Below are 23,730 nucleotides of genomic sequence, written 5' to 3' on the forward strand. Positions count from 1 at the left end.
CCTCCGTTTTTGGCTTATTTCTCATGAAACAGGCTAAAAACGGATGACCTGCAAGTATAGAATACTTCTTCGGTAAATGTCTATTAGCAACTTAAAAGCTTTTAGACAAAGGGTGAAATTAAAAGCCGATGCCCTTTTGTGAAGAGGGCATCGGCTTTTTAACAGTTAAAATCAAAATGACTTACAAAGGTTGGAACTGGCTGATAGCCTCGCTTAAATCCAGCACTTTGGCCTTAGGCAGTTCTGCCTCTACAATACTGCTTCCGGCCGCCGAGCGGTACCCGCCGGCGCAGTGAATAACTACTGGTTTATCCGTAGGGATTTCCTGGGCGCGGTATCTTAGTTCAGGCAATGGGATGTTTAGGGCGTTAGCAAAGTATTTCTTGTCCTTCACCTCAGAGGCGTTCCTGATGTCCACGATGGTGTACTGCCCTTGATTTTCCTTGAACTGGTCCACGTCCATCTTAGGCGATGAAACCGAAGCTTCCTCTTCCAGCACAAAAGCGCCTTTGATCTTGATTTCATAGCCAACCCGGGAGGCTTTGTCAATCAACTCGTCCAGGGTCTTGTCATCCTGGGCTACCAGGTAGAAGGTCTCCTTAGGATCCACGATGCTTCCCAGCCAGGTCTCAAACTTACCGCCGTTCTGGATGTTGTATGCTCCTGCCAAATGGCCATTTTTAAAGTCTTGCTGTGGACGTGCGTCAATGACCAACGCACCTTCCTCGGGCGTAAAGTTCTTCTCCAGACGCTTTACGGCTTGCACGCTTTCCTGGTAGTTGGGCGCGCCTTGTTTGTTCAAGCCCACGTCATACCCGAAGTACTTGGGAATGAAGGGCTGGTCGGCGGTGAGGTAGGCTACAAACTGGTCTTCGGTCATTTCCTGCAGGGCTTGGTTGCTGAACTTCTCGTCGCCAATGGTGCTGCTGTTGGCCTCGCTCAGGCCTTTTCCGCAGAGCGTGCCGGCACCGTGTGCTGGATAAACCACTACGTCATCCGCTAGTTTCATCAGTTTCTCGCGGGTGCTGTGATACATTTGTTTGGCCAGCTCCTCGCGCTTGGCGGTGAGGTTGCCGGCATTCTCGCGCAAGTCAGGACGGCCCACATCACCAATGAACAAGGTATCTCCGGTGAAGACGGCTTTGTCCTTGCCCTCGTGCTCCAGCACGATGCTAATGCTGTCTGGCGAGTGGCCGGGCGTATGCAGGGACTTCAGTTTTATATTGCCAATCTCCAGCACCGCGCCTTCGTCAAAGGAATTGTGCGGATAGTCAGCGCCCACCAGGCTATGCGCGTAAATAGTAGCCCCGGTTTTTTGATGAATTTCCAGGTGCGAGCTCACAAAATCAGCGTGCGGGTGGGTTTCAATCACGCCCACAATTTTGGCGCCGTGTTCCTGGGCGTAGTCATAATATTGCTGGGGGTTGCGGGCTGGGTCTACCAAGACGATTTCTTTTTGGCATTCGCTTAAAATGGCGTAAGAATAATGCGCCAATCCTTTGTCTTCAAACTGCTGTATTTTCATAGTGCTTTGTTTTTTAATGTAGAGGATAGTACAAAGGTAGGGTACCAGTGTAGAATGTTCAGTGACTTAGGTTACACAAGGATTTACCCTATAGAAAATGCCAGGCAGAGGGCATTCTAAGGTTTTTAAACAGTAAAAATAGCCGGCTGGATTAGAAAGAAGAATTAGTTTGAAAAAGGCATATTGGTTAGTTACCAAGTAGGCCCGTAATGTTTTGAAAGGCAGGAATTTTGGTATGCATTCCATTGCCCGCTTAAGCGTGAAGTGTTTTTAAAACCTGTAATAGGGTTTAGGAGGAAGTAAGGGAGTTTTTTTAATCGGAAAGAACCGAATTTAGAGTTTTACAAGCGGTTACTAAAGATGATTTTCAACTTTAGGAAGTTTCTGTATAACCTTTGTCTCTCCGCGGTTTCGTTTTGATAACTTTGTAGGTACAAAACCTCCAAGGTTTATGAGTTGAGGTTTAAAAACCACATTCGTAAGTCACCTAAAGTTTAGCGCTCCAATTATTACTTCCGTTTTCGGGCTCATTTCTGGAAACGAGCCCGAAAACGCAAAGTACCTCTTGTTTACGAATGATTTCCTGAATATAAAACAATATTACTAGAGGAAACTGGGTATTAGAGGCTTTTGTTTTTTGACAAAGGCAAAACTTGATTATTGCAGGGAGTCCAAAATGAATTCCAAGCAGATTACCTTTGGGTAGGCACAAAAAGAAGCCTGCCGGTGACAAGCCGGCAGGCAAACAGACAAACAACAAAAAAACTAAAAAACACCCGGCGGTTGGGGGACCCGCAAGGGTACTATAAATAATTAATATCTTATTCCTGGATGGCCGGTCAATGAATCAAATTCAAACGCGCCTAATAAATAACCTTCCACTACAATGCCTTCAGCTGAAGGGCTCACTTTGGTTTCTGACATGGTCACCACCCAATAAGCGGTCATGTCATCCAAGTCAACGGGTGTGCATTTGGTAGTAGAGTCAAAGCTTTTTCGGCTTCTATCTAAATGAACCACACTCAGTTGCTTCTTACTCGGGGGCGTTAGGAAGCGTTGGTCAGGTAGCATCTTGTATATCTGCTTGATTGATGATACAATAATAGGGGGAACTGTTTGCTGACAAAAGGAAAGAATAGGATAAACGTAACTTGGACAAAACCATTATAAATCTGTGATTTATTAATTAAGCGTAGCCTTAAGTTGTATAGTTAAGGTACTAAGCTAAAAGGAAAGGCATGTTTTTAAGTTAACGTAACGCTACTGCTGCTCTTTTTTGGAAGAAAGGTGATACCACAAGGCTTGTAAACTGAAAATACTTAGCAGCAGAAAAAGTGCGGGGGCCATTAGAAGCCACCAGGCATCCACTGAGAACCTGGCGGCAGACAGCATTTTACCCCACGAAGGAATTTCCGGTGGAATGCCAATTCCCAGAAAGGCCAAGGTAGAGCCTATGCCTAACAGGCCGGAGGCGGCAAAGCAAAAATTGGTCAACACTGCCCCTCGCAAAGTTGGCCAAATATGGTAAAGCAAGATTCTGGAGGTTCCCATGCCTGTGGCCAAAGCGGCTTCTATAAACGGTTGCTTCTGCACTAATCTCACCTTGGTTCTGCTCAGACGGGCGGGAATAACCCAGTAGGTGATGGCGATCCAAAAGGCCAAATTTTCCAATGAAGGCTCTGTGAATGCTGAGAGTAACAACAAAAGCAACAGCTTGGGAAGTGTGGACCATATTTCCACCAGGCTTTTGAAAATGCTGTCTAGTGGGACCGTCACTTTTCTTTTAAAGAAAGAAACCGGTTTAAAGAGAAATGACAGTACTGCCCACTCCAATACCAGTAACCCACCGGCAAGCATCCAGGAAAATGTATGCTTAAAGCCAATAGAGGAAAATAAAGGAAACACGCGCCAAAGGTAAAACTCTTTCAAAAAAAACCAGGTGAGCAGCGGTAAGGCCATGGCAATAATGGTCTTTAAGGAAATGGTGAGTTTATAATTGCCAAACCAACCTGCCATACACCCAAGGGTCACGCCCAACAATGTAGAAACTAACAACGGCGGGAATGCCAGAAGCCAGGCGGTTTGGGTGGCATGCATGGAGTAATACCACACATCTCGGCCCAGATGGTCTGTGCCCAACAGGTGCGCAGATTGGAATGGAGCTACATACGCAGAAGCAGGTTGAAGGTCAGTGCTTTTAAATGCTAAGGGCCACCAATGATAGGTAAGTGCCACTACGGTTATAGCCAATAGCCACGCCAGGGCCAGGGCCAGCGTCAGGTTCCAATTCCTGGCAATGGGAAGTCCTTTCCAAGATAGGCGCATGGATCTACTGCTCATATCTGCCTGGCTCTGGGGTCCAGAAATATTATACAAGCCTCTGCCAACCAAACCACCACCATCCGGATAACCAGCAAAAGCAAAATGAGGCCAATGACCACAGGGTAATCTGCCGTGAGTATAGATTGGGTAAGCAGGTTACCCAAGCCAGGCAACGAAAAAGTAATCTCCACCACAAGAATTCCGGCTATGAGGGCTAAGAATACTTCGCTCATCAAGGTGAGCATGGGTGGGAATGCGTTTGGTAAAAGATGCCTGACCAGTGATTGCCTGGCAGAAAGTCCCTTGGCTAAGGCGGTCCTGAAGTACAGTTTGTTTTTCTCTTCTTCCAGGCTCTGGTGAAACTGCAACGTGAGGTACGGAACCAATAATAACAGCGTACAGACCAAGGCTGCCCCCAGTGCACTGGAAAATAGGTTTTCCATGAAGGAAATTATGGTTGGAGTTTGGCCCGCGGAAATAGGATCCCAGTTTCCGCCCCATTTGAGAAATAGAGCCAATAAACCCAAAGCCAATAAGAAAGCTGGAAAGCTGTCTAGCAGATACAGGAATTTTCTAAGGCTTGCCTTCAACATGGCCTTAGCAGAGAGGGAGAGTACTGTTGCCAGCAAAAAGGACAAGGCTGTAGCCAAGACAAAGCCACCAACCCCAATGAAAAGTGTAACGGGAAGCGCCATGGCGATTTTCTGTCCCACGGGTTGGTAATCTCTGGTAGAAAACCCCAAGTCTCCCCGCAAAACTTGAGAGGCCCACAAATGATATTGGTTTGACGTGCCATGCCAACGGAAGGCCGGTAAAAAGTTTCCCAAAGGACCTTGCTGCTGGATTAAAATTGCCCAGGCAGATTGCAAAGAAGACTTATTCAAGGTTGAACCTGAGTTTGTAATTGCATGATTCACCTCTTGTAATGCTTTGGTTCGTTGTTCCTGGTTGGGGCTTTTCGCCCAATAAGAAAGGGTGGTGAGAAGTTTTTGTTTTTCTTTTAAAGGCATTGTCCGCACGTGGCTTTCCCATTGCCTATAAAACGTGAAGGCATTAGATGTCCCGTGCCAATAGGCCGCCTTTTTCAGCCAGTACCGGTCTGGTTCCGGCACCGACTGTAGCAAGTCATCTTCTAATGATTGATGAGTTAGGCTGACATAAAAAAGCGGAAGGTGTAGTCCCTGTTTCCGGATAAAAGACTGCTTTGCATCCTCTACAGCCTCTGCCCGGGCACCGCCGAAGGTGTTGGTGTCAACTTCTTCCATGCCTTTGGGTGCGAACGTGGCAGGCAGAAGTCGGCTTAAGAAAAAAATGAGTGAGGCGGCCACCCAAAGGGTCAAGGGAGCTTTTAGGAATATACCCCAGGCATTGTTTGGTTTCATGCCGGTCACTTTTTCAAGACCAGCCGAGTTACATCATACCCAGGTTCCAGGCTGGAAACTACTACAGAGTCTATCCGTTTAGAGACGGCTAGTTTGTTTTTGGGGAAATACAAGAACATGAGGTTGGCTTCTTCCCGCATGATTTTTTGAAGCGCTTTGAGCAAAATGGCTTTGGTGTTCAGGTTTTCCTCTCTGGCTATCTGCTCTAGAAGTTGGTCACTTTCACTTGTTCCAAAATGGGTCACGTTGGCACCTTCGTTGGCGGCACTTTGGGAATGCAACAAAGAAAGTAGGTTATAAGAAAACGGGTTGCCGGTGAGTGTCCTGAAATAAAGATCATAGTCACGGGTACGCAAGCGCTCTGAGATTTGGCTTCCTTCCATAGGTTTGAGAATGATGGGAATGCCTACGCGCTTCGCATTTTGCTGGAACATCAAGGCCATGTTCTCAAAGTCTGAATTGCCCGCCCGGTGCAGCAGTTCCAATTGCAGAAAAGCCTGTTGGCCATTTATTTTTTTGCGCCACCCTTGCGGGCTTTTAAACCAGCCGGCACTTTGTAGCAGCTGTTTTACCGCTATGATGTCATAGGCAAGCGGCTTCAAGTTGGAATTATAGAATAGCGAATCCTGAGGAGGAATAAACCCTGCGGTTGGGGAGGCGTACCCGCCATGCAAAGTGTTAATGATTTGTGCCACAGGTAATAGGTGCCCCAACGCCTGTCTGGTTCTCTTGTCTTGTAAAATAGGTTTGCTGCCATTCACCCCCATAAAGACGGCGTCATAGGTAGGGGTGGTAAAAAAGGCAAAGTTCTCTTTGTAATCTGTTCCCTTGCGCATTTCAAGAAACGGCACCAACGGAATATTGTCCATTACATCTATTTGGTTGGCCTTAAGGGCCAGAAGGGCTGCCGCATTGTCTGTGATAATTTGGTAAACCAGTTTTTGGGGTTTGCTGATAAGTGCCGATGATGGGTTATTTGCCTTGTCGCCCCACCAGTTGCTTTTTTTCTCCAGGCGTAACTGCTGCCCTGTGTTCCAGGCCATAAGTCTATAGGGGCCGCTTCCTTTAACCCAGGCGGTGTCTCTTGCCAACATTTGGGTGTTAATCTGGCCGGCTAGTTTTTTGATAGCGGGAGTGTTGGAAAGAGAATCTTGTTCCGCCTTCAACAAACGCAGGGAATGACCTTTCAAGATATTGTCTGGGTCTAGTTTGTGGGCAGGTAAAATAAAGAAATCACCGGTAAGGTGGCGCATTTCCGGGGAATAGCCGGCACAAGCCAAGGTGAACTCCCGGGGATTGTCTTTTGAAAATCTGATGTCTTCTATAAAAGCATACTGTACGCGCCAGCGCTCATTCTCCACCATAGGGCTGTGCATGACCTTTATGGAAAAAGAAACATCTTGCGCCGTCACCGGTTGGCCATCGTCCCAACGGGCTTCCGGCCTTAGTGTATAAGTAAAGTAGGAAGAATCTCCCTGTATGGTCACTGTTGGGAGGGAAACTGCCAACGCCGGTTGAATAGACCGGTCTTTCAGGTCCACCGACAATAGGCTTTGGTACATAAGGTTGAGCACCTGCAGGGCGTAAGGATTTCCGTAGCTTAGGGGGTGCAGTGATTCAGGGTCTTGAGCCAGCCGTATTCTAATGCTATCATCAGCTTTCTTTGGAGAGCAGGAAATGGCCCATAAGAGCAGGGAGAATAAAGCCAGAAAGGGAATTCGGTTCATGTTGAGCAAATCAGGCGGGCGCTTCGCTCAATATTACAAAACTTGAGTGAAATGGCGTTGGTTTCCCAGACAAAAAAGAGACAGGGCCAGCTAACACATAGTTAACTGGCCCTGTCTCTACAATCAAAAAATTAAGAAGCAGTCAATGGGGGAGTCTCCCGCTACTCAATTGATTTTGTTAGTCTTTGGTGTCCCAGTTGCCTGAGCCACCGTAACCTGTTTCACCACTACCAGAGCCGGTACCTGTACCATCATCAGTAGATGTACCATCACCAACGGTTTCACCTGTACCAGTAGTGGTAGAAGTTGTGTTTGTGGTTTGCATGCTGCTATTAGAAGCTGCACCTGAATTTTTCTGAGCATTAGTGCCACCGTTAAGAGTGGCCAGTTGCAAAAGGAGAGCGAGGATTAATTCTACCATGGCTTTAATTTCTTTATTGTTTATACAAAGATGCCTACCCGTAAGTTCATGCCAAAGGAAATGTAATAGGAAAAATTAACTATGGTTTATTTAAGTGAAAATATGAAAATATATATGATACTGAACTTGGATTGAATGTATGCAGGAAATTTTTGATAAAAAAAATCACAAAAATGAAAAATTGTAACCAGATAGTTCTTAATAAATGAATTACTTTGCTTTCAGGTTTGCGATAAAAGGAAAGACTTGTTGAAAAGAGCTTTATAATAATAAACAATAGTAGCGAAAGGTAGCCTAGTTTATGGAAGAGTTAATAAAGTTAATCCAAATTATTCAGAGGGGAGGAGTGGCAGATGCCTCCTTGCTGGATTTCAAAACCAAAAAGGAAAACAAAGAATGGCTTCTCTTCCAAGGAATTAGCAAAGGCGAAGTAACCTCAGAAGCGGAAGCTTTGGCGCTACTTTATGAGAAAGATGCCGCAAAGTCTGGTTTTAAAATGCTGAAAAGCCGACTACGGAAGCGGCTCATGAACCAACTGTTCTTCCTGGAGAACCATGACACCCGGCAGAATGTGGCCCAGTTGGCTGAAAATGACTGCTTCGCGAAACTGTACCAATCACGGGTGCTGGTGAATGCCGGCGCCTATGACCTGGCTGCGCCCCTGTTGCGCGAAGTTATTTCCACAGGACAGAAATACAGCTTTTATGATGTCATCTCGCTTGCGCAGCGCTCATTGCTGTATGTCTATTCCCATTTGGGAGAGAGGGCGCTTTTTTTCAAGCTTCTCCAGCAGAGCAGAGATTTTGGTTCAGCCTTCTCAGCTGACCAGCTGGTGGAGCAGTTGTTTCTGGAGTCTAAGGTGGAGTTAAACCATACCATCACCGCCAGAAAAGCCTACCTGGACAAAGTGGATTCTATCTTAGAGGAAATGGGCCAGCTATGGCGCGAGGCTAAATCCTTCAGTGCCTTCAATTACTTTTACATTCTGTCTAACTGGGCGCAGGAGCTAAAGGGTAATTTCGACCAGATTGTGGAACTGACTTCCAATTCTGAACGGCTCATGGCGGAGTATCAGATCAACACGGAGCAGTTTGACCAACGATACAACAAATACATACAGATTTACGCGCATCTTCGGGCTAAAAACCTGGACCAGGGCCTGGCGTTGGCCAGTGCTAATGAAGGTGCCTTCAACCCTAAAGGCAAAAACTGGTTTGCGTACATGGAAAACTACTTCCTGTTAGCCATGCATGCCCGCAAGTATGAAGTGGCGCACTCAGTGCTGCACAAAGTGCTGGTAAACCCGTTTTTAACGAAGATCAATAAAATGGGCCAGGAACGGTGGGTGTTGTATGAGGCGTACCTGCATTTTGTGTCGCCGGTGACAGGGCAGCCGTTCAAGTGGCAGGCTCTGGTGCAGAACTTGCCTAGCTACAGCCGTGACAAAGAAGGTTTCAACGTGGCCATCCTTATTCTGCAGGTGATGTATTATTTAGAGGCGGAGGATTTAGAGGCCCTGGAATACCGGATTGAGGCGCTCAAAAAATACGCGCACAAGCACTTCAAAGATAGTTTCAGTGAGCGCAGCCGGGCTTTCTTCAAGTTGCTCACCATTATGGTGAGTTCAGGGTTTGACCCGGGCGCCACCCAGAAAAAAGGAAATTATCTGTACCAGAAACTGCAACGCATTAACCCACCTGGTGATGCTTATGCAGAAATTGAGATCATTCCGTATGAACACCTCTGGGAATACATGCTCAAACACCTGCAGAAATTGTAAGCATCAGACAGTTCTGTAAGCTGATTTTTCCGTTTTTAGGCTCTGTTTTGGAAATGGAGGCAAAACCAGACCGAAGCTAAAAAAGCAAATCCTGTTTTCGGGCTCATTTTCAGAAATGAGCCCAAAAACAGGATTTGTGTTTATGTGATGATTTAGAAAGGAGAATAGTTTAAAACTGAATCCGGTAGCCCAGATACGGGTAAATGCCCAATTGGTAATACTTTTTGGCTCGGTTCTCATCTGGGTCCCAACCGTAGTAAAGCTCATTTCGCGTGTTCAGGAAATTGTCTGCCGCGGCGTAAATCCAGTGCGTGGTCTTGCGGGTGTTCAACTGGTAAGAAAACCTGATGTCTGTCCTGAAATAGTTTTTGAGCTGTGACTGGTAGGCGTTCTGGTTGTCATAGTACACCTTGCCCGTTACATCTGCCCGCGTCCGGACTTCGTCAATAGGGATGATGCGCCTGCCGCCGGAGTAATTCAACCGCAGGTCCAGGGAAATTAAATGCCGTTGTTCCTCGTCCAACTCAATTTCTTTCCCCAGCAACAAGTTGGAGATAAACCCCACACTAAAGGTGGTAGGCCTGGTTTTACCATCTGCGCCGGTGTAGGTAGATTTCAGCAAAGACAAGTTGGTCAAGGCATAAAAACCGTTTTTCAGAAACCTTTCCGCCGTCAGTTCAAGCCCATAGTTCTGGCCGGTGCCTTTGTTGACCACGCTGTCCACGGTGACAAAGCTGTAATCTGTGCCCAGGTTGAGCATGGAAAAAGCCTCTTCGTCATCGTGCTCACTCACGGGTACCTGGTAGTGGTATTGGTAATAGGCCTCGGCTTTCACGCGCCACTGGGCGTTTATGTTGTAGTTGTAACCGGCCACCAATTGACGGCTACGGGTGAAATCAAGTTTGTTGTAGGGCTGGTTGTATTCTGGCAGTTGCGTAGAATGGAAGCGGTATTCATAATAAACCAGCGGCTGGGTCTGGCTGTGCAAGCCCGCCGAAAAGTAAAGCCGTTGCGCATCTGTGAGGTAATAATTCACCGAAACCCTGGGCTCCAGGGCATGCCGCAGACCAATGGAGAACTGTTGGTAATACAAGCCTCCCTGTATGTCAAGCCGCGGGGTGAGGTAAAACCTTCCCAGTGCAAACCCTTGGAACAAGGCGGCGCTGCCCTGGGCGTCCAGGTTGGTTTCATAAACGCCTGGCGGGTCCCTGAACATGGTTTCCTGGTTGTTGAAATACATTTTCTGCCAGGTGGCGCCTCCCTTAAATAAAAGTCGGTTGCTGTATTTGTGTGTGATGTTCCATTTGGTGATCACCTGCTGTTCATAGTTGCGAAGGTAATAATACAGGCGTTTGATTTTGTCGCGGTAGAGGGCTTCTGTGTTGGCCAGTACCTGGCTGCCCGAGGTGGAGACAATGAGCTCAGAGACCGTCTTAGGCGACACGGTAAACGTATGGGTAAACCCGAAGGCGTACATCCGGTTATCTAGCGTAGGCTCCAGTACATACTTGAGGTTGCCCCAGGAAAGAGTGTCTTCGTTTCGTTGGAACAGGGTGATATTGCTGGTGCCGCCAATACCCCAGGCAGAGAATTTGCCGGCCTTGGGTGTGGGAAGTTCAATCTTAAAAGCCGCATCCTGGTATTGGGGAATGCCGTCATACCCAATGTCTACCCCAATTTTCTTGAATGGCTGAAAGGTGAACAAACGCATGCTGCCAATGAAAGAGCCGCCCCATTTCTTCACCAAAGGTCCTTCGGTGACTGCTTCCAAGCCGTTGAGGCCTAATTGTAGCGTGTTCTCCAGCTTTTTGCTATTGCCTTTCCGGAGTTTTACGTCCATGACGGCACCAATTCGGTTTCCGTACTCCGCGGGGAAAGCGCCCGTGAGAAAATCTGAATTGCCTAAAAGGTTGTTGTTCAATAGGCTGAAGGCTCCGCCGGTGTTAGGCGCGAAGGTGAAATGGTTGGGGTTGGGAATTTCCACGCCTTCCAGCCGCCACAAAACCCCCAAAGGCGAATTTCCGCGCACAATCAAGTCATTTCGTTGGTCAGAGGCGCTGGACACCCCGGCATAATTGGCGGCCATGCGGCTGGGATCTTGCCTGGAACCGGCAAACCGGTTGATCTCCTCAGTGCGCAAGGTGTGCACGCTGGAGCTAATCAACATGTTCAAGGGCAACGACTTATCTGGCTCTGACACTACCAACACTTCGTTCTCCTGAATAAAAGTCTGCTCCAAGGTTACCGCCACCACCGCTTCCTTCCCAGAAACCACCAGAATGTTGCTCAGTTCCGTGTCTTGGTAGCCCAAATAGGTCACCCGCACGGTATGCCTGCCTATGGCCAAATGTTGGAACATGAAGGAACCGTCTGGACCGGTGCTCACTGCCCGCACCGGCTCTTCAGAGAGCAATAGCACGGTGGCACCCACCAAAGGAGTTCTCAAAGACCCATCTACCACCAATCCGCGCATTGTCTGGGTGTAAGGAATTCTGATAGGCCTGGCTTCAGTGGGAGGCGCGGGTTTCAAGACAATCTGGTCCCCGATTTTCTGGTGGGTAAGGCGGGCACATTTGCTCAGAACCTCCAAGGCCCTGGAAAGTGGCAAATCCTGTGCTCGGCAAGTGACCAAGGCAGTTAGAGAAAGCTGGCTGTTGCTGTATGAGAAATTAAGGGAATACCGCTTCTCCAGGTCAAGCAGGATTTTCTGAAGCGGTTGTTGGTGGTAAGTAAAGGAGACCGTTGGTTCTGATGCGTACGCTTGAGAAAAGCCCCGGACCTGAACAGCCACCAGAAGAAAGGCAACAAGAAATGCTTTTATGAACGGTGGCAAAGCCATTTTACTTGAAATTCTGCCTGGAGCCAAGGCTGATTTATTACGCTAATATCAATATTTAAGGAATAAGAAGGAAATTAAATTCTAAAGGTCTTCTTAAGGTAGGCTACAGCCAAGGTGGCTTAGAGAGACTGTAGCTGTGCAAGATTTTCCGTTTTTGGCCTCTATTTTCCAAATGAAGCTTAAACCAGATTTTATAGGGCGAATTTTAAATGTAGTTGGTAGAGTAAAGGATTGAGTTAGATAATGTATATAGGTAATTGTCAATGCGTTAATTATTGTTGATAAGCCTCCCGGAACCAGTGTAAGTGCTTAACGTGGTAGTGGGGGTGCCCCTGTATAATATATTCCCTGAACCAGAGATATCCACCTCTAAATAAGAATTCACCCAAAGCTGCTGGAAGCCAGAACCGGTGAGGGTGGAATTCACCGAATCTGCCAGGAGCGTAAAGCCTTTGATTTTGCCAGAGCCCGAATGTTGACTGGTGAGAATTTTGGCATAGCCCCACAAAAAGACATCGCCGGAGCCGGAATGGGAGACGTGCAGCTTCTGCGCCGTGCCCCGGAAGGTGAGCCGTCCGCTGCCCGATACATTTACTTGTAAGGCTGGCGTAAGGGCTTCTGTGTCTACATTGATATCACCTGAGCCTTTCAAGTCCACGGAGGCCAAGGCAGGCATGGTGATGCTGATGGTCGCTTCCTCATTGAAATACTCCAGGCAGTTCTCAGCCCGAATCACCAAGGTGCTTCCCACTACCTCGGTTTTAATCTCTGGATGAATGTTGCCGAAAGTTTCAATGCTCACTTCTTGCTGGGAGCCAGAGGTGATGTTGACGGTACCCGGTATGCGCATGTCCACCGAAGTGAAAGTGGTCAGGTCACGTCTTTCCTTTTTTTGGCCGCCTGAGCCTTTCAGACAAGGGCTGGAGCCTAAAATATCACAGGACGCAAGCAGGGCCAACAACCCACAGGCCAAATAGAAAAAAGAAAAACGCGGGATACTCATAAAATTAAAAAGTGGCAGCCGGGGCCTAGCGGCAGCCGGCGCCACTCATTTTGTAATGCTGCGCGTCTGTCTGCGTGATTTTAACATCTGCAGAAGCGGCCAACACATTTAAAACGTCGCGTAAGTTAGGGTTGTCAAACGTACCGGTGAAGGTGCATTTCTTCAGGTTCAGATCTGCCAGCTCCAGGTTAATGTTGAAGTAGGCGCTGAGCTGCTCAGAGACTTCCTGCATGGTTTCCCCTTCAAAAGAAAGGGTGCGCCACGCCGAGACACCTTCCTGGGCGGAGGTTTCCTTAGTTACTTTGCCTTGGGCCAGAGTGCCTGTCAGGCCAGGGGTCAGGAGCACCTGCGCCTGGCTGGTGCGGGAAGCCAACGAAACCTTGCCCGTGCGCACTGCTACTTTCACTTCCTGGTTAGCAAGCGCTGAAACATTGAAAGAGGTACCCAATACTTGGGTTTTGGCATCACCGCTTTCCACCACAAAAGGCTGTTCTGGGTTTTTACGGACGTCAAAGAAAGCTTCACCGGTAAGTTCCACTTTGCGCTCCGGGCCATTGAAGGCGGTTTGGTATTTTAAGGTAGTACTGCTGTTAAGGGTTACCTGGCTGCTGTCTGGGAGGTACACCACTTTGCGTTGGCCGGCTACGGTGGCTACCTGGGTCCAGTCATCTGCGGTATTCAGGTTGGTATAACCTACCCAGGAAAGACCAGCGGCTACCACGGCGGCGGCGGCATATTTAAAGGTAGATTTCCAGGTATAAGTATTTGTTCTTTCAACAACTGCCTCCGGAATGTCTACAAAGGCGTTAAGGGGAATAACAGGGGCATCAAACTTCAATTGGCGGCTAACTTTCTCCCAGGCCATGTCAACATCAGGGGAGAAGGAGAAGCTAGGCTCAGAACCCAACTCGTCCCAGGTTTCAAGCGCGTCGGCCCAGAACTGGGCGTTCTGTTCGTCGGCCGCCAGCCAGGCAGAAAAGTCCTGCTCTTCCAGGGCTGACAGTTCTCCGCGAAGAGCTTTGGCCATCAGCACCCATTCTGGGCTTTCGTGGTGAGTCACGGTTGTTGTCTGTGTCATGTTGCCTATATGACAGGCGTAGCGGTACTTACCCCCACGCCTACTTAAATTATTTGTTAAAGTAATGTTAAAATTTTGCCAACCGCCTCTAAATGCCCTGATAGCAAGGCGATTATGGCTACGGGTAAAAGCTTGTGCCGAAGGATTTTGAGGGCTTTGCCCATTTGGTTCTCCACGGTTTTGGGGGACAGGGTCAGGGAGTCGGCAATTTCTTTGTAGCTCATTTCCTCAAACCGGCTCATCTCAAAAATAAGGCGGCATTGGGGCGGGAGGGCCTCCAGGGCATGCTGGATCTTAGATTCCATCTCTGAACCTTCCAGCAACTCCATGGTGGTGTTGGCCGAATACGTGTTCTCAAACGGAGAAGAATCTTCGGTGAGCACCAGGCGTTTCTGCTTCTCCAGGTAATTGAGGGCTTGGTTGGTGACGGACCGCACCAAGTAGCCTTTGTAGGAAGAACTGATGTCCAGCACCTCACGGTTTTGCCAGATTTTGCAGAAAACTTCCTGCACTAAATCTTCGGCGGCCTCCGTGTCTTTGGTGAAGCGCACGGCCGTTCGGCACAGCAGGGTGTAATACTGTTTGAAGAGCGCTTCCATGAACCGTGCCTCATTGGTTTTGAGCAGCGCGTGCAGGTCCTGGTCTGATAGTGGTAAAGATGCACTCATGTGCACAAGGGTTAAGTGTTATGCAAAGATAAAAGAACGTGCGGCTGTTCCTACTTTTTTTGCTAAAAACCAGTGCCTAATAGCCTGTTATCTGCAGAATTTGCTTAAATAGAACACAAATTTTCCCTTTTAGAAGCCAATAAATTTTTATGACGAACGACTCTTTGAAAAACGACCCCAAAGTGCTGAGGGCCTGGTGTTTCTATGATTGGGCCAATTCTGTGTACTCGCTGGTCATCACCACCGCCATTTTCCCCATCTATTTTGTGGCGCTCACCAAAAGTCCGCAGGGCGACATGGTGGATTTCTTCGGGTACAACATCTCGGCCTCTGTGCTTTATAGCTACGCCCTCACCGGCGCGTTCCTGACCATTGCGTTCCTGAGCCCCATCCTCACCGCCATTGCCGACTACGGCGGAAACAAAAAGTCATTCATGCGTTTTTTCTGCTACATGGGTTCTTTTGCCTGTATGGGTCTGTTTTTCTTCACCAAGCAGACCTTGTCAGTCTCCATTCTTTTGTTCATGGTGGCGGCCATTGGCTACAGCGGCAGTATAGTGTTCTACAACTCCTATTTGCCAGAGATTGCCACTGAAGACAGATTTGACAAACTCAGCGCCCGCGGCTTTTCGCTGGGTTACATTGGCAGCATGATTCTGCTCATCATCTCCCTGGCGCTGGTGTTGTACCCCGAATTGGTGGGCATTGAAGACAGCAGTTTACCCGCCCGCATCTCATTTTTGATGACCGGGCTCTGGTGGTTTGGTTTCTCGCAGTATTCGTTTGCCTACCTGCCCAGCAACCCCAACCACCAGAAGCGCACCGGAAGTTACCTGCTCAACGGGTTCAAAGAACTAGGGCTGGTGGTGAAACAACTGAAGACGTTGCCCATGCTCAAGCGCTTTTTGATTGCTTTTTTCTTCTACAACATGGGCGTGCAGACTGTGATGTATGTGGCCTCCTTGTTCGGGTCTAAGGAATTGAATTTACCAGACAATGCCTTGATTACTGTGCTGTTGATTATACAAGCCGTGGCCATTGCGGGAGCATATTTCTTTGCCTGGCTGTCTGGTAAAATAGGGAACACCAAAGCCATTGCCTGGGCGGTGCTGGTCTGGATTGGCGTGACCATTGGCGCTTATTTTGTGACCACCGGCAACGAATACTACATGCTGGCCTTTGTGGTGGGCGCGGTGATGGGCGGAATTCAGGCCTTGTCACGGTCCACGTACAGCAAGCTTTTGCCAGAGACCAAAGACCACGCCTCGTTCTTCAGTTTTTATGACATCAGTGACAAAGTGGGCCTGGCCTTGGGTACCCTTGCCTTCGGGATCACTGAGCAAATCTTCGGGTCTATGCGCAACAGCATTCTGACCTTGCTGGTATTCTTTGTGATTGGCTTGATTGTGTTGCTGACTATTAAAACTAAAAAACTAGAAGCCACGGATGCAGTGGTAGTTTAATTTAAGTGGTTATAAAATAAGTAGTTATATTGTTTTAGTAAAAGAGTCGCTTTGATGATAAATGTAAGCTGAAGGATTTTCTGCCTATTTCCGTTTTCGGGCTCATTTCTGGAAATGAGCCCGAAAACGGAAACCCTAAATTTCCAGATACTTAACTAAGCTTGGGGATTATCAAATTTACAACCAACAGGTAGGCATAAAAAAACGAGCGGCTCCCAAACTTTGGGAGCCGCTCGTTTTTGGCTTCGTTTTCAGAAATGAGCCCGAAAACGCTATTTGGTGCCGTACACTTTTTCGCCGTTCAGGTAGGTGCTGAGCACTTTCACATTCCGGATGGCATCTGGCTTGATGGTCATGATGTCCTGGTCCAGAATCACGAAGTCAGCCACCTTGCCGGCTTCAATGCTGCCTTTCTGCTTTTCCTCAAAATTGGCGTAGGCGGCCCAGATGGTGGTGCCTTTCAAGGCTTCCTCGCGGGTCAAGGCGTTGTCCATCTGGAAACCACCCGCCGGATAGTTCTTGGCATCTTGCCGCGCCACCGCTGAATGGAAACCATACAACGGATTAATATGCTCAACCGGGAAATCTGAGCCCAACGGAATCATGTTGTTTTGCTGCATGAGCGCTTTGAACGCGTAGGCGTGTTTGATTCTGTCCATGCCCAGGCGGTCACCGGCCCAGTACATGTCTGAGGTGGCGTGCGTTGGCTGCACAGAGGGCAACACGCTGTATTGGCCAAACAACGGCAGATCTTTAGGGTTTACCACTTGCGCGTGCTCAATGCGCCAGCGTAGGTCATTCTTGCCTTTCAACAAGTTGCCGTAAATCTGTAAAATCAAGCGGTTGGCAGAATCCCCGATAGCGTGGGTGTTCATCTGGAACTTGTGCTGGTACAACTCCGCGGCCAGGTCTTTGTAATTCTGCACTTCGTCTAGCAGAAAACCCGTTTCATTGGGGCGGTCAGCATACGGATGGATCAGGCAGGCCCCGCGGGAACCCAAGGCACCGTCTCCATACACCTTAAACGACCGCACCGTCAGTCGGTCTGTGGTGTAAGGTCCGTTTTTGAAGTAATGGTCTTTGTTTTTCACTGATGGCGTAAGCATGGCGTACACGCGCATTTTCAGTTCGCCTTTCTTCTGCAGGGAATCCAGTAATTGGACCGCCTCAAAGCTGAGTCCGGCATCAACCACCGTGGTAAGGCCAACGGAAAACAGATTTTGTTCGGCTTCTTTCAGTACTTGGGTTAGTTCTGCATTGGTGGCACCCGGCACTTTCTGGTACACTAAATCAGATGCCCTGTCTACCAAAATGCCTGTCAGTTTCCCGTTTTTCACTTCAATCTTGCCACCGGTTGGGCTAGGCGTCTGGGCAGTGACTCCGGCCAGGTCCAGGGCTTTCTGGTTCGCCAGGGAGGCATGACCGTCTACGCGCTCAATAATGACCGGCACGTCTGGGAATAATTTATCCAGGGTGTCTTTGGTAGGGAACTGCTTGACATTCCAGTCATTCTGATCCCAGCCCCGACCCATCAGCCAGGCTGCCTGGGGGAATTCTTTCCGCTGAGCTTGCAGGCGCTGCACTACGTCTGAAAAAGAAGTGGTGCCCACTAAATCAGCTTCGCGCAGGTTAGAGGCATACCCGAAGAAGTGTCCGTGCGCATCTATCAGGCCGGGATACACCGGTTTGCCCTGGGCGTCTACTTTTTGGCTGGCATCATATTTCTGCTGCAGGCTCTCTGAGGTACCCACTTCCAGAATCTTGCCGTCTCTCACCGCAAAGGCCTGGGCTTTCTCAAAGGTGCCATTTACGGTGTACACATTGGCATTGTACACCAATAAATCCGCTTTTTCGCCTTGGCTACAGGAAGAAAGAAGGGCCGCTCCTAAAAAAGCAGCAGCCCCCCATTTTATCATGAACTTAGTCATAGCGCAAGTGCTTCACAGATTCACCAGAGTCACGCAGTTCCAGCAAAGAGTCTATGCCAATCTGAAGGTGTTTGGTCACGTAATCTGCGGTAATGCGCAAGTCACTTTCAGCGGTTTTCACGCCGTCTGGGGTCATGGGGTTGTCAGACACCAACAGTAAGGCGCCATGCGGAATGTCATTCATGAAACCCACTACAAAAATAGTGGCGGTTTCCATGTCCACGCCCAGGGCCCTGATGGAAAGCAGGTATTCCTTGAAATCTTCGTCATGCTCCCACACGCGGCGGTTGGTGGTGTACACCGTGCCGGTCCAGTAATCCATCTCATGTTTCTTGATCATGGAAGACACCGCGCGCTGCAGACGGAAGGAGGGAAGCGCCGGAATTTCAGGCGGAAGGTAATCATCTGAAGTTCCTTCGCCTCTGATGGCCGCAATTGGAAGAATCAAATCCCCCAGTTTTGACTTTTTCAAACCACCGCATTTGCCCAGGAACAAGGCCGCTTTAGGCTTCACCGCCGAAAGCAAGTCCATTACCGTGGCCGCCATGGCACTCCCCATCCCGAAGTTGATGATGGTGATGTTCTGGGCCGTGGCCGTCTGCATGGGTTTATCGGTGCCTTTGATCTCCACCCCAAACTGGTCAGCGAACATGACCACGTAGTTGATGAAGTTGGTGAGCAGAATGTATTCCCCAAATTCGTTCAAGGGCCTACCCGTGTAGCGCGGAAGCCAGTTTTCAACAATCTCTTTTTTTGTTTTCATAGTTTACTTTAAGACTCATTTCAGAAAGGGAGGCCAAAAACGGAATTTAAGCCAAACCAGCGTACCTTTAGCAGATGGAACAGCTTTCTTTGCCAGCCTTTCCTTACAAAATTAGGGAAACTGAGGGGAAAACATTCATTCTTGACCTGGTGCGGCGAAAATATGTTCGGCTCACGCCTGAGGAGTGGGTACGGCAACACGTGTTGCACTACCTGCACCGGCATTTGGGGTATCCTTACACCTTAATGGGGGTAGAACGAGGCACCCGCTACAACACCCTACAAAAACGCACCGATATCTGTCTGTTTACCTCTGAGGGGACTCCTTTTATCTTGGTGGAATGCAAAGCGCCCGAAGTGCCCATCACGGCGGCCACGGTGCAACAGGCGGTCATTTACAACAAAACCGTCAAGGCGCCTTACCTGATGGTGAGCAACGGCAAGCAGCACTTCTGTTGGCAGGTAAACTCCAATTCATCCGCGCTCACGCCTTTGGAGCAGCTTCCTGCATTTGGAAGCTAAACCAAACCCGCTACTTTTTCTCTTGCCAATAATAGAGTTGGTTAGTCTGCAAACCAGTCTGGTAATACTGCAGCAAGGCCTTCAATTCACCGCCTAACTTTTGGGCAAGCGCCGGATTGTGCAAGGGTTGTTTCCGTAAATAATGAATCTCATACGGAAACACTTTTACCTGATCCTGCCGCATCTGGGCCACTCCCACCTGTTTTACCAGGTAATGGCTTTGGTTGTTGTACAGCACAGCCCGGCCCGGTGTGGTTTTATCCCAGACAGACCTACTGAACGGAAGGATCTGGGTAGAAGGTAAGTTCAGAACATCGGCCACCGAGGCAGGAATGTCAGCGTGCTGGGTGATGCGGTGCGGATTGTAAGGCGGCAAAGGTCTGCCGGGTCGAAAGAACAGCAACGGCACCTTGAAATTGCCCAGCAGGTTATTGAAATCCTTGTCATGCGTGAGCTGCGTGTGATCTGCCGTGATAATGAACAAGGTGCGCTTATACCAGGGCTGCGTTTTGGCGTACTGAAAAAACTGCCGAAGCGCATAGTCTGTGTACCCAATGGTTTCATGGATTTCCAACGGGCCTTTCGGGAAATTTCCCTTGTGCTCCTGGGGGATGGTGTACGGGTGATGCGCGCTCAAGGTAAACACGGTTGACAGGAACGGCTCTTTCTGCTTGCCCAGCACCCTTGCAAAATACTGTAGGTAAGGCTCGTCAAAAATCCCCCACTCGCCGTCATAGTCAAACGGTTTCAAATCTTCCGGATATTCGTTCAGGCCATTATAAAAGCCAAAGCCGGCTATCTTGCTAAAAGTATCAAAGTTCATGGTGCCGTTGTTGCCCCCATGAAAAAAAGAAGTGGTGTAGCCATAGTCCCGCACCAGAGACCCAATCCCAATCAGTTTGTCAAACTGGTACGCCGAATTAATGAACGGTTCCTCCAGCAAAGACGGCAACCCCGACAAAATGGAAGGGAGCGCCTCAATAGACCGTCGGCCGTTGGCGTAATGGTCCCGGAACAACTGGCCTTCTGTGGCCAAAGAGTCAAAGAAAGGCGTGTAGCCTTGGTGGTTGGGGTTCTCAATGCCCGTGTATTCAGAGGAAAAACTCTCCAGCACCAACAGCACCACGTTGTCATAAATAGGCGCTCCCGGCGGTTGGCTGTAGTGCAGGGCGTCAAACCCCAGCGCCTGCCGAAGTGCTACCTCAGATTTAAAATAAGCGGAAGGTGTTAGTTTCTTGGAACTGAGACTCCTGATGAAGGTGTAGGAACTGTTCAGCGTGAGGTTTCCCAGAATGGCAGGATCCTGGTTAAAGGCCTCTGACGGGCGTAACGGTTTGTACTGAATGCCGCCCCTGATGCCAATTAACGTCAAAGGAGCCATGATGAGGAGCAGAATCAATTGCCCCTTCACGCTTACTGGGGCCTGGGGAGATAACCTCGGGTATAATTTCCAGAGCAGAGCCACCAGAAAAGCAAAGAAAAACAACAGGTACCAGTAGTTCAGCAGCAATTGGCCGGCCTGGTCTGCTATATCATGAGTGATGGTGAACAGTTCATTGGTGGTGCGTTTGCCAACAAAGCTGAAGTATTCAATATCTGCCACATTGAGCCACAGAAACTGAACGTTCACCACAAAAAACCAGATTTTGAGGGCTTTCTGGTACTTGGGGTGGGCCACAAATTGAAAGGGCAGCAAAGAGAATAAGATGAAAGGCGCGTTGAGCGTGGCCAAAGCTGCGGCGTCAAACCTGAATCCCCAGAGAAAAGCACGGAGCAGTTGCCAGGTGTTGGCAGACGAGAAATAATGGCTGTTGTTCAGCAGGAAGAGAATCCGCAGAAAAAGATAAACGCCAAATAAAAGAAGGATTCGTTTTGCTAACGTACTGCCCGCTTTACTATTCCGCATACGGCTCTTTGTAGAAAAAATGTTATAAAAGAAGCGTGCTGGGAGAGGGGTTGCAGCAAAAGAAGACAAAGATACTAATTTACTGCATGAGCAGGTATTTGAATTGTTTTAAGGATAATCCAGGAAAAATAGTTTCTGTTTTCGGGCTCATTTCCAGAAATGAGCCCGAAAACGTAAACTAGAATAGGCAACGTAGGAAAAGGACATAAAAAAAAGGCCTTCGGTTAAGAAGGCCTTTTAAGATTTATGCTAGAAAATACTAAGCTAACAGCTCGTCTACGTTTACCAATGGCAGGTTGAAGGCTTGCGCCACACCCGGGTACACCACTTTTCCGTCAACCACATTCAAGCCAAGTTTCAGCTCGTCGCGCTCTAGGCAGGCTTGTTTCCAGCCTTTGTTGGCCAGCAAGATGGCGTAAGGCAACGTGGCGTTGGTCAAGGCCAAGGTAGAGGTGTAAGGCACTGCGCCTGGCATGTTGGCTACGCAGTAATGCACCACATCGTCAATGATAAAGGTTGGGTTCTCATGGGTGGTAGGCTTGCAGGTTTCAATGCAACCGCCCTGGTCCACGGCCACGTCCACCAAGACCGTTCCTGGTTTCATGTCTTTCAACATGTCACGGGTGATCAGGTGAGGCGCTTTGGCACCCGGGATCAATACCGCGCCAATGATCAAATCAGCCGATTTAATGGCTTCTTTAATGTTGTAGTGGTTAGACATAACCGTGGTCACGTTGGCTGGCATGATGTCGTCCAGTTCGCGCAGGCGCTTCAGAGAAATATCCATGATGGTGACGCGGGCACCAAATCCGGCGGCAATTTTAGCGGCCTGGGTTCCTACAATACCACCGCCCAACACCAGCACATTGGCAGGTGGAACGCCTGGTACACCGCCTAACAGAATGCCGCGGCCTTTCATAGGTTTCTCCAGGTACTTGGCGCCTTCCTGCGGAGCCATGCGGCCTGCTACTTCGCTCATAGGAATAAGCAACGGCAAAGAACGGTCTTTCAACTCCACGGTCTCATAGGCCAGGCACGTGGCTTTGCGCTCAATCATGGCGTGGGTCAACGGCTCATAAGAGGCAAAGTGGAAATAGGTGAACAATAATTGGCCTTCTTTGATAAGGCTGTATTCCTGCTCAATGGGCTCCTTCACCTTAACAATCATCTCTGCGATGCTGTATACTTCCTCAATGGAAGGCAGAATGGTAGCGCCGGCACTTACATACTCTTCATCTGAGAAACCACTGCCCACGCCGGCCGTGGCCTGCACATAGACGGTGTGTCCGTTTTTTACAAACTCAGCCACGCCGCCCGGGGTGATGGCTACGCGGTTCTCGTTGTTTTTTATCTCCTTCGGAAGACCAATTATCATTTTCTGTTTGTTTAAGAGACGGTGAAAATTTGCGCAAATATACACTTACCTAACCGCTATTATGCAAGTGTTGCACAGTTTAAAATGAAAATCTGAGGGCAAGTTTCCGTTTTCGGGCTCATTTCTGAAAATGAGCCCGAAAACGGAAAACCCTTAACATAAAAAAAGGCAGCAACTAAGTTACTGCCATTAGTACAAAATAAAACTATGAAAAAACTATTTGAAAGGCACGGAGGCCTTGCTAACCTTTACATCGCTTTGTTTAGCGAGAGATTCCACCACGTTGGCCTTAAGGGTAAGGGTGGCAGATGAGCCAGATACATCGTTTGAAAGCAATGTCACGGTCTCTACTTTATTTTGCAACACCTGAGGTGTATACGTTAGTTCCAACTTAGCGGATTGCCCGGGCTTTACGACAGCCGGTGACATTTTGTAGGCCACACAGTTACAGGCAGCCTGTACACCAGAAACGTTCAAATCAGACTTCCCGGTATTCTTCAAATTAAATTTAGCCGTCACTTTCTGGCCTTTCTCCACTTTCCCGAAGTCAAAGGAAGAAGAAGTCAAGGTAATTTTAGCCGAAGAAGCTACCTCACCGGCAGAAGGAGCAGGGGCGGCGGCTTTGTCAACCACGGTGCCTTTGATGAACAGCATCTGCTCTTCGTCCTGACCGTTGTTGCTGATTCTCACGGTCATGGCTTTGTTGAAAGCACCAGCGCTGGCACTGTTGTAACCAGCCTTGATCACACCAGACTGACCTGGCTGAATGGCTTCTTTGGGCCACTCTGGCGTAGTACAGCCGCACGCCGGTTGCACGTGCGTGATGGTTACCGGGGCAGAACCCGTATTGGTGAATTTAAAGTTATAGGTGGCCGGAACGCCTTGGGTCAACGTACCAAAATCATGCACGTCTTTCTCAAATTTAAGCACACCCTGCGCCATGGCAGAACCTTGTGCCAGCACCACCAGTACAAAGGCCAATAATAGATAGATTTTTTTCATAGGAGTAAAGGTTTTCGTTCTAAGTAA

The 23,730-nt window shown here is 48.7% G+C and carries 18 protein-coding genes; 3 read left to right on the forward strand and 15 right to left on the reverse strand.

The window, feature by feature from the left end:
* Positions 1-181 precede the first annotated feature (181 nt).
* The 6 genes from IMY23_RS02865 to IMY23_RS02890 form a co-directional block, all read right to left on the reverse strand.
* The gene (locus IMY23_RS02865) at positions 182-1,525 is read right to left on the reverse strand and encodes a rhodanese-like domain-containing protein (RefSeq protein ID WP_192820643.1); all 1,344 of its coding nucleotides are present in this window, start codon (positions 1,523-1,525) and stop codon (positions 182-184) included.
* An 813-nt stretch (positions 1,526-2,338) separates the two neighbouring features.
* Positions 2,339-2,545, reverse strand: coding sequence for a hypothetical protein (locus IMY23_RS02870; protein ID WP_192820644.1), 207 nt, complete (start codon positions 2,543-2,545; stop codon positions 2,339-2,341).
* A 240-nt stretch (positions 2,546-2,785) separates the two neighbouring features.
* On the reverse strand, positions 2,786-3,865 hold the full coding sequence (locus IMY23_RS02875; protein WP_192820645.1) for an ABC transporter permease: 1,080 nt from the start codon (positions 3,863-3,865) through the stop codon (positions 2,786-2,788).
* Positions 3,862-5,229 carry an ABC transporter permease subunit gene (locus IMY23_RS20260; RefSeq protein WP_370589801.1) on the reverse strand — a complete coding sequence of 456 codons (1,368 nt, stop codon included), beginning with the start codon at positions 5,227-5,229 and terminating at the stop codon, positions 3,862-3,864. Before IMY23_RS20260 ends, IMY23_RS02875 begins: the two co-directional genes overlap by 4 nt.
* Before the next feature lie 5 nt (positions 5,230-5,234).
* A complete protein-coding gene (locus IMY23_RS02885) occupies positions 5,235-6,956 on the reverse strand; it encodes an ABC transporter substrate-binding protein (protein ID WP_192820647.1) in 1,722 nt (573 codons plus the stop codon).
* A 178-nt stretch (positions 6,957-7,134) separates the two neighbouring features.
* Positions 7,135-7,377, reverse strand: coding sequence for a hypothetical protein (locus tag IMY23_RS02890; protein ID WP_192820648.1), 243 nt, complete (start codon positions 7,375-7,377; stop codon positions 7,135-7,137).
* A 301-nt stretch (positions 7,378-7,678) separates the two neighbouring features.
* On the opposite strand from IMY23_RS02890, the gene IMY23_RS02895 reads away from it, so the two are divergent.
* Positions 7,679-9,157 carry a hypothetical protein gene (locus IMY23_RS02895; RefSeq protein ID WP_192820649.1) on the forward strand — a complete coding sequence of 493 codons (1,479 nt, stop codon included), beginning with the start codon at positions 7,679-7,681 and terminating at the stop codon, positions 9,155-9,157.
* Positions 9,158-9,326: 169 nt separating this feature from the next.
* Here the strand turns inward: IMY23_RS02895 and IMY23_RS02900 are convergent, their stop codons facing one another.
* The 4 genes from IMY23_RS02900 to IMY23_RS02915 all read right to left on the reverse strand — a co-directional run bounded on the left by IMY23_RS02900 (position 9,327) and on the right by IMY23_RS02915 (position 14,745).
* Positions 9,327-11,948 (reverse strand): carboxypeptidase regulatory-like domain-containing protein, encoded by a 2,622-nt coding sequence (locus tag IMY23_RS02900; protein WP_192820650.1) that lies wholly within the window; start codon positions 11,946-11,948, stop codon positions 9,327-9,329.
* Positions 11,949-12,264: 316 nt separating this feature from the next.
* Positions 12,265-12,999 (reverse strand): head GIN domain-containing protein, encoded by a 735-nt coding sequence (locus IMY23_RS02905; protein WP_192820651.1) that lies wholly within the window; start codon positions 12,997-12,999, stop codon positions 12,265-12,267.
* Positions 13,000-13,024: 25 nt separating this feature from the next.
* The gene (locus IMY23_RS02910) at positions 13,025-14,077 is read right to left on the reverse strand and encodes a FecR family protein (protein WP_192820652.1); all 1,053 of its coding nucleotides are present in this window, start codon (positions 14,075-14,077) and stop codon (positions 13,025-13,027) included.
* 56 nt (positions 14,078-14,133) lie between these two features.
* Entirely contained in the window at positions 14,134-14,745 is a 612-nt protein-coding gene (locus IMY23_RS02915) for an RNA polymerase sigma-70 factor (protein WP_192820653.1), read from the reverse strand.
* Positions 14,746-14,894: 149 nt separating this feature from the next.
* On the opposite strand from IMY23_RS02915, the gene IMY23_RS02920 reads away from it, so the two are divergent.
* Positions 14,895-16,208 (forward strand): MFS transporter, encoded by a 1,314-nt coding sequence (locus tag IMY23_RS02920; RefSeq protein ID WP_192820654.1) that lies wholly within the window; start codon positions 14,895-14,897, stop codon positions 16,206-16,208.
* A gap of 272 nt (positions 16,209-16,480) precedes the next feature.
* Here IMY23_RS02920 and IMY23_RS02925 read toward each other — a convergent pair whose 3' ends face one another.
* The gene (locus tag IMY23_RS02925) at positions 16,481-18,136 is read right to left on the reverse strand and encodes an amidohydrolase (RefSeq protein ID WP_192820655.1); all 1,656 of its coding nucleotides are present in this window, start codon (positions 18,134-18,136) and stop codon (positions 16,481-16,483) included.
* Positions 18,129-18,899 carry an AMP nucleosidase gene (locus tag IMY23_RS02930; protein ID WP_192820656.1) on the reverse strand — a complete coding sequence of 257 codons (771 nt, stop codon included), beginning with the start codon at positions 18,897-18,899 and terminating at the stop codon, positions 18,129-18,131. The genes IMY23_RS02925 and IMY23_RS02930 overlap by 8 nt, the downstream gene beginning before the upstream one ends.
* A gap of 74 nt (positions 18,900-18,973) precedes the next feature.
* Here IMY23_RS02930 and IMY23_RS02935 point away from each other — a divergent pair, with 74 nt between their 5' ends.
* Positions 18,974-19,420 (forward strand): type I restriction enzyme HsdR N-terminal domain-containing protein, encoded by a 447-nt coding sequence (locus tag IMY23_RS02935; RefSeq protein ID WP_192820657.1) that lies wholly within the window; start codon positions 18,974-18,976, stop codon positions 19,418-19,420.
* Between the two features lie 10 nt (positions 19,421-19,430).
* Here the strand turns inward: IMY23_RS02935 and IMY23_RS02940 are convergent, their stop codons facing one another.
* The 3 genes from IMY23_RS02940 to IMY23_RS02950 all read right to left on the reverse strand — a co-directional run bounded on the left by IMY23_RS02940 (position 19,431) and on the right by IMY23_RS02950 (position 23,703).
* Complete coding sequence (locus IMY23_RS02940; protein WP_192820658.1) at positions 19,431-21,326, reverse strand: LTA synthase family protein; 1,896 nt, start codon at positions 21,324-21,326, stop codon at positions 19,431-19,433.
* A 259-nt stretch (positions 21,327-21,585) separates the two neighbouring features.
* Entirely contained in the window at positions 21,586-22,701 is a 1,116-nt protein-coding gene (gene ald, locus IMY23_RS02945) for an alanine dehydrogenase (protein ID WP_192820659.1), read from the reverse strand.
* 216 nt (positions 22,702-22,917) lie between these two features.
* A complete protein-coding gene (locus IMY23_RS02950) occupies positions 22,918-23,703 on the reverse strand; it encodes a DUF1573 domain-containing protein (protein WP_192820660.1) in 786 nt (261 codons plus the stop codon).
* Between the last annotated feature and the right edge of the window lie 27 nt (positions 23,704-23,730).

Source organism: Rufibacter sp. LB8 (genome assembly GCF_014876185.1).
Taxonomy (GTDB): domain Bacteria; phylum Bacteroidota; class Bacteroidia; order Cytophagales; family Hymenobacteraceae; genus Nibribacter.

Coding starts and splice junctions, on each gene's coding strand:
- IMY23_RS02865 (WP_192820643.1), bottom strand. CDS start 1,525: ATGAAAATACAGCAGTTTGAAGACAAAGGATTGGCGCATTATTCTTAC.
- IMY23_RS02875 (WP_192820645.1), bottom strand. CDS start 3,865: ATGAGCAGTAGATCCATGCGCCTATCTTGGAAAGGACTTCCCATTGCC.
- IMY23_RS20260 (WP_370589801.1), bottom strand. CDS start 5,229: ATGAAACCAAACAATGCCTGGGGTATATTCCTAAAAGCTCCCTTGACC.
- IMY23_RS02885 (WP_192820647.1), bottom strand. CDS start 6,956: ATGAACCGAATTCCCTTTCTGGCTTTATTCTCCCTGCTCTTATGGGCC.
- IMY23_RS02890 (WP_192820648.1), bottom strand. CDS start 7,377: ATGGTAGAATTAATCCTCGCTCTCCTTTTGCAACTGGCCACTCTTAAC.
- IMY23_RS02895 (WP_192820649.1), top strand. CDS start 7,679: ATGGAAGAGTTAATAAAGTTAATCCAAATTATTCAGAGGGGAGGAGTG.
- IMY23_RS02905 (WP_192820651.1), bottom strand. CDS start 12,999: ATGAGTATCCCGCGTTTTTCTTTTTTCTATTTGGCCTGTGGGTTGTTG.
- IMY23_RS02910 (WP_192820652.1), bottom strand. CDS start 14,077: ATGACACAGACAACAACCGTGACTCACCACGAAAGCCCAGAATGGGTG.
- IMY23_RS02915 (WP_192820653.1), bottom strand. CDS start 14,745: ATGAGTGCATCTTTACCACTATCAGACCAGGACCTGCACGCGCTGCTC.
- IMY23_RS02920 (WP_192820654.1), top strand. CDS start 14,895: ATGACGAACGACTCTTTGAAAAACGACCCCAAAGTGCTGAGGGCCTGG.
- IMY23_RS02925 (WP_192820655.1), bottom strand. CDS start 18,136: ATGACTAAGTTCATGATAAAATGGGGGGCTGCTGCTTTTTTAGGAGCG.
- IMY23_RS02930 (WP_192820656.1), bottom strand. CDS start 18,899: ATGAAAACAAAAAAAGAGATTGTTGAAAACTGGCTTCCGCGCTACACG.
- IMY23_RS02935 (WP_192820657.1), top strand. CDS start 18,974: ATGGAACAGCTTTCTTTGCCAGCCTTTCCTTACAAAATTAGGGAAACT.
- IMY23_RS02940 (WP_192820658.1), bottom strand. CDS start 21,326: ATGCGGAATAGTAAAGCGGGCAGTACGTTAGCAAAACGAATCCTTCTT.
- ald (WP_192820659.1), bottom strand. CDS start 22,701: ATGATAATTGGTCTTCCGAAGGAGATAAAAAACAACGAGAACCGCGTA.
- IMY23_RS02950 (WP_192820660.1), bottom strand. CDS start 23,703: ATGAAAAAAATCTATCTATTATTGGCCTTTGTACTGGTGGTGCTGGCA.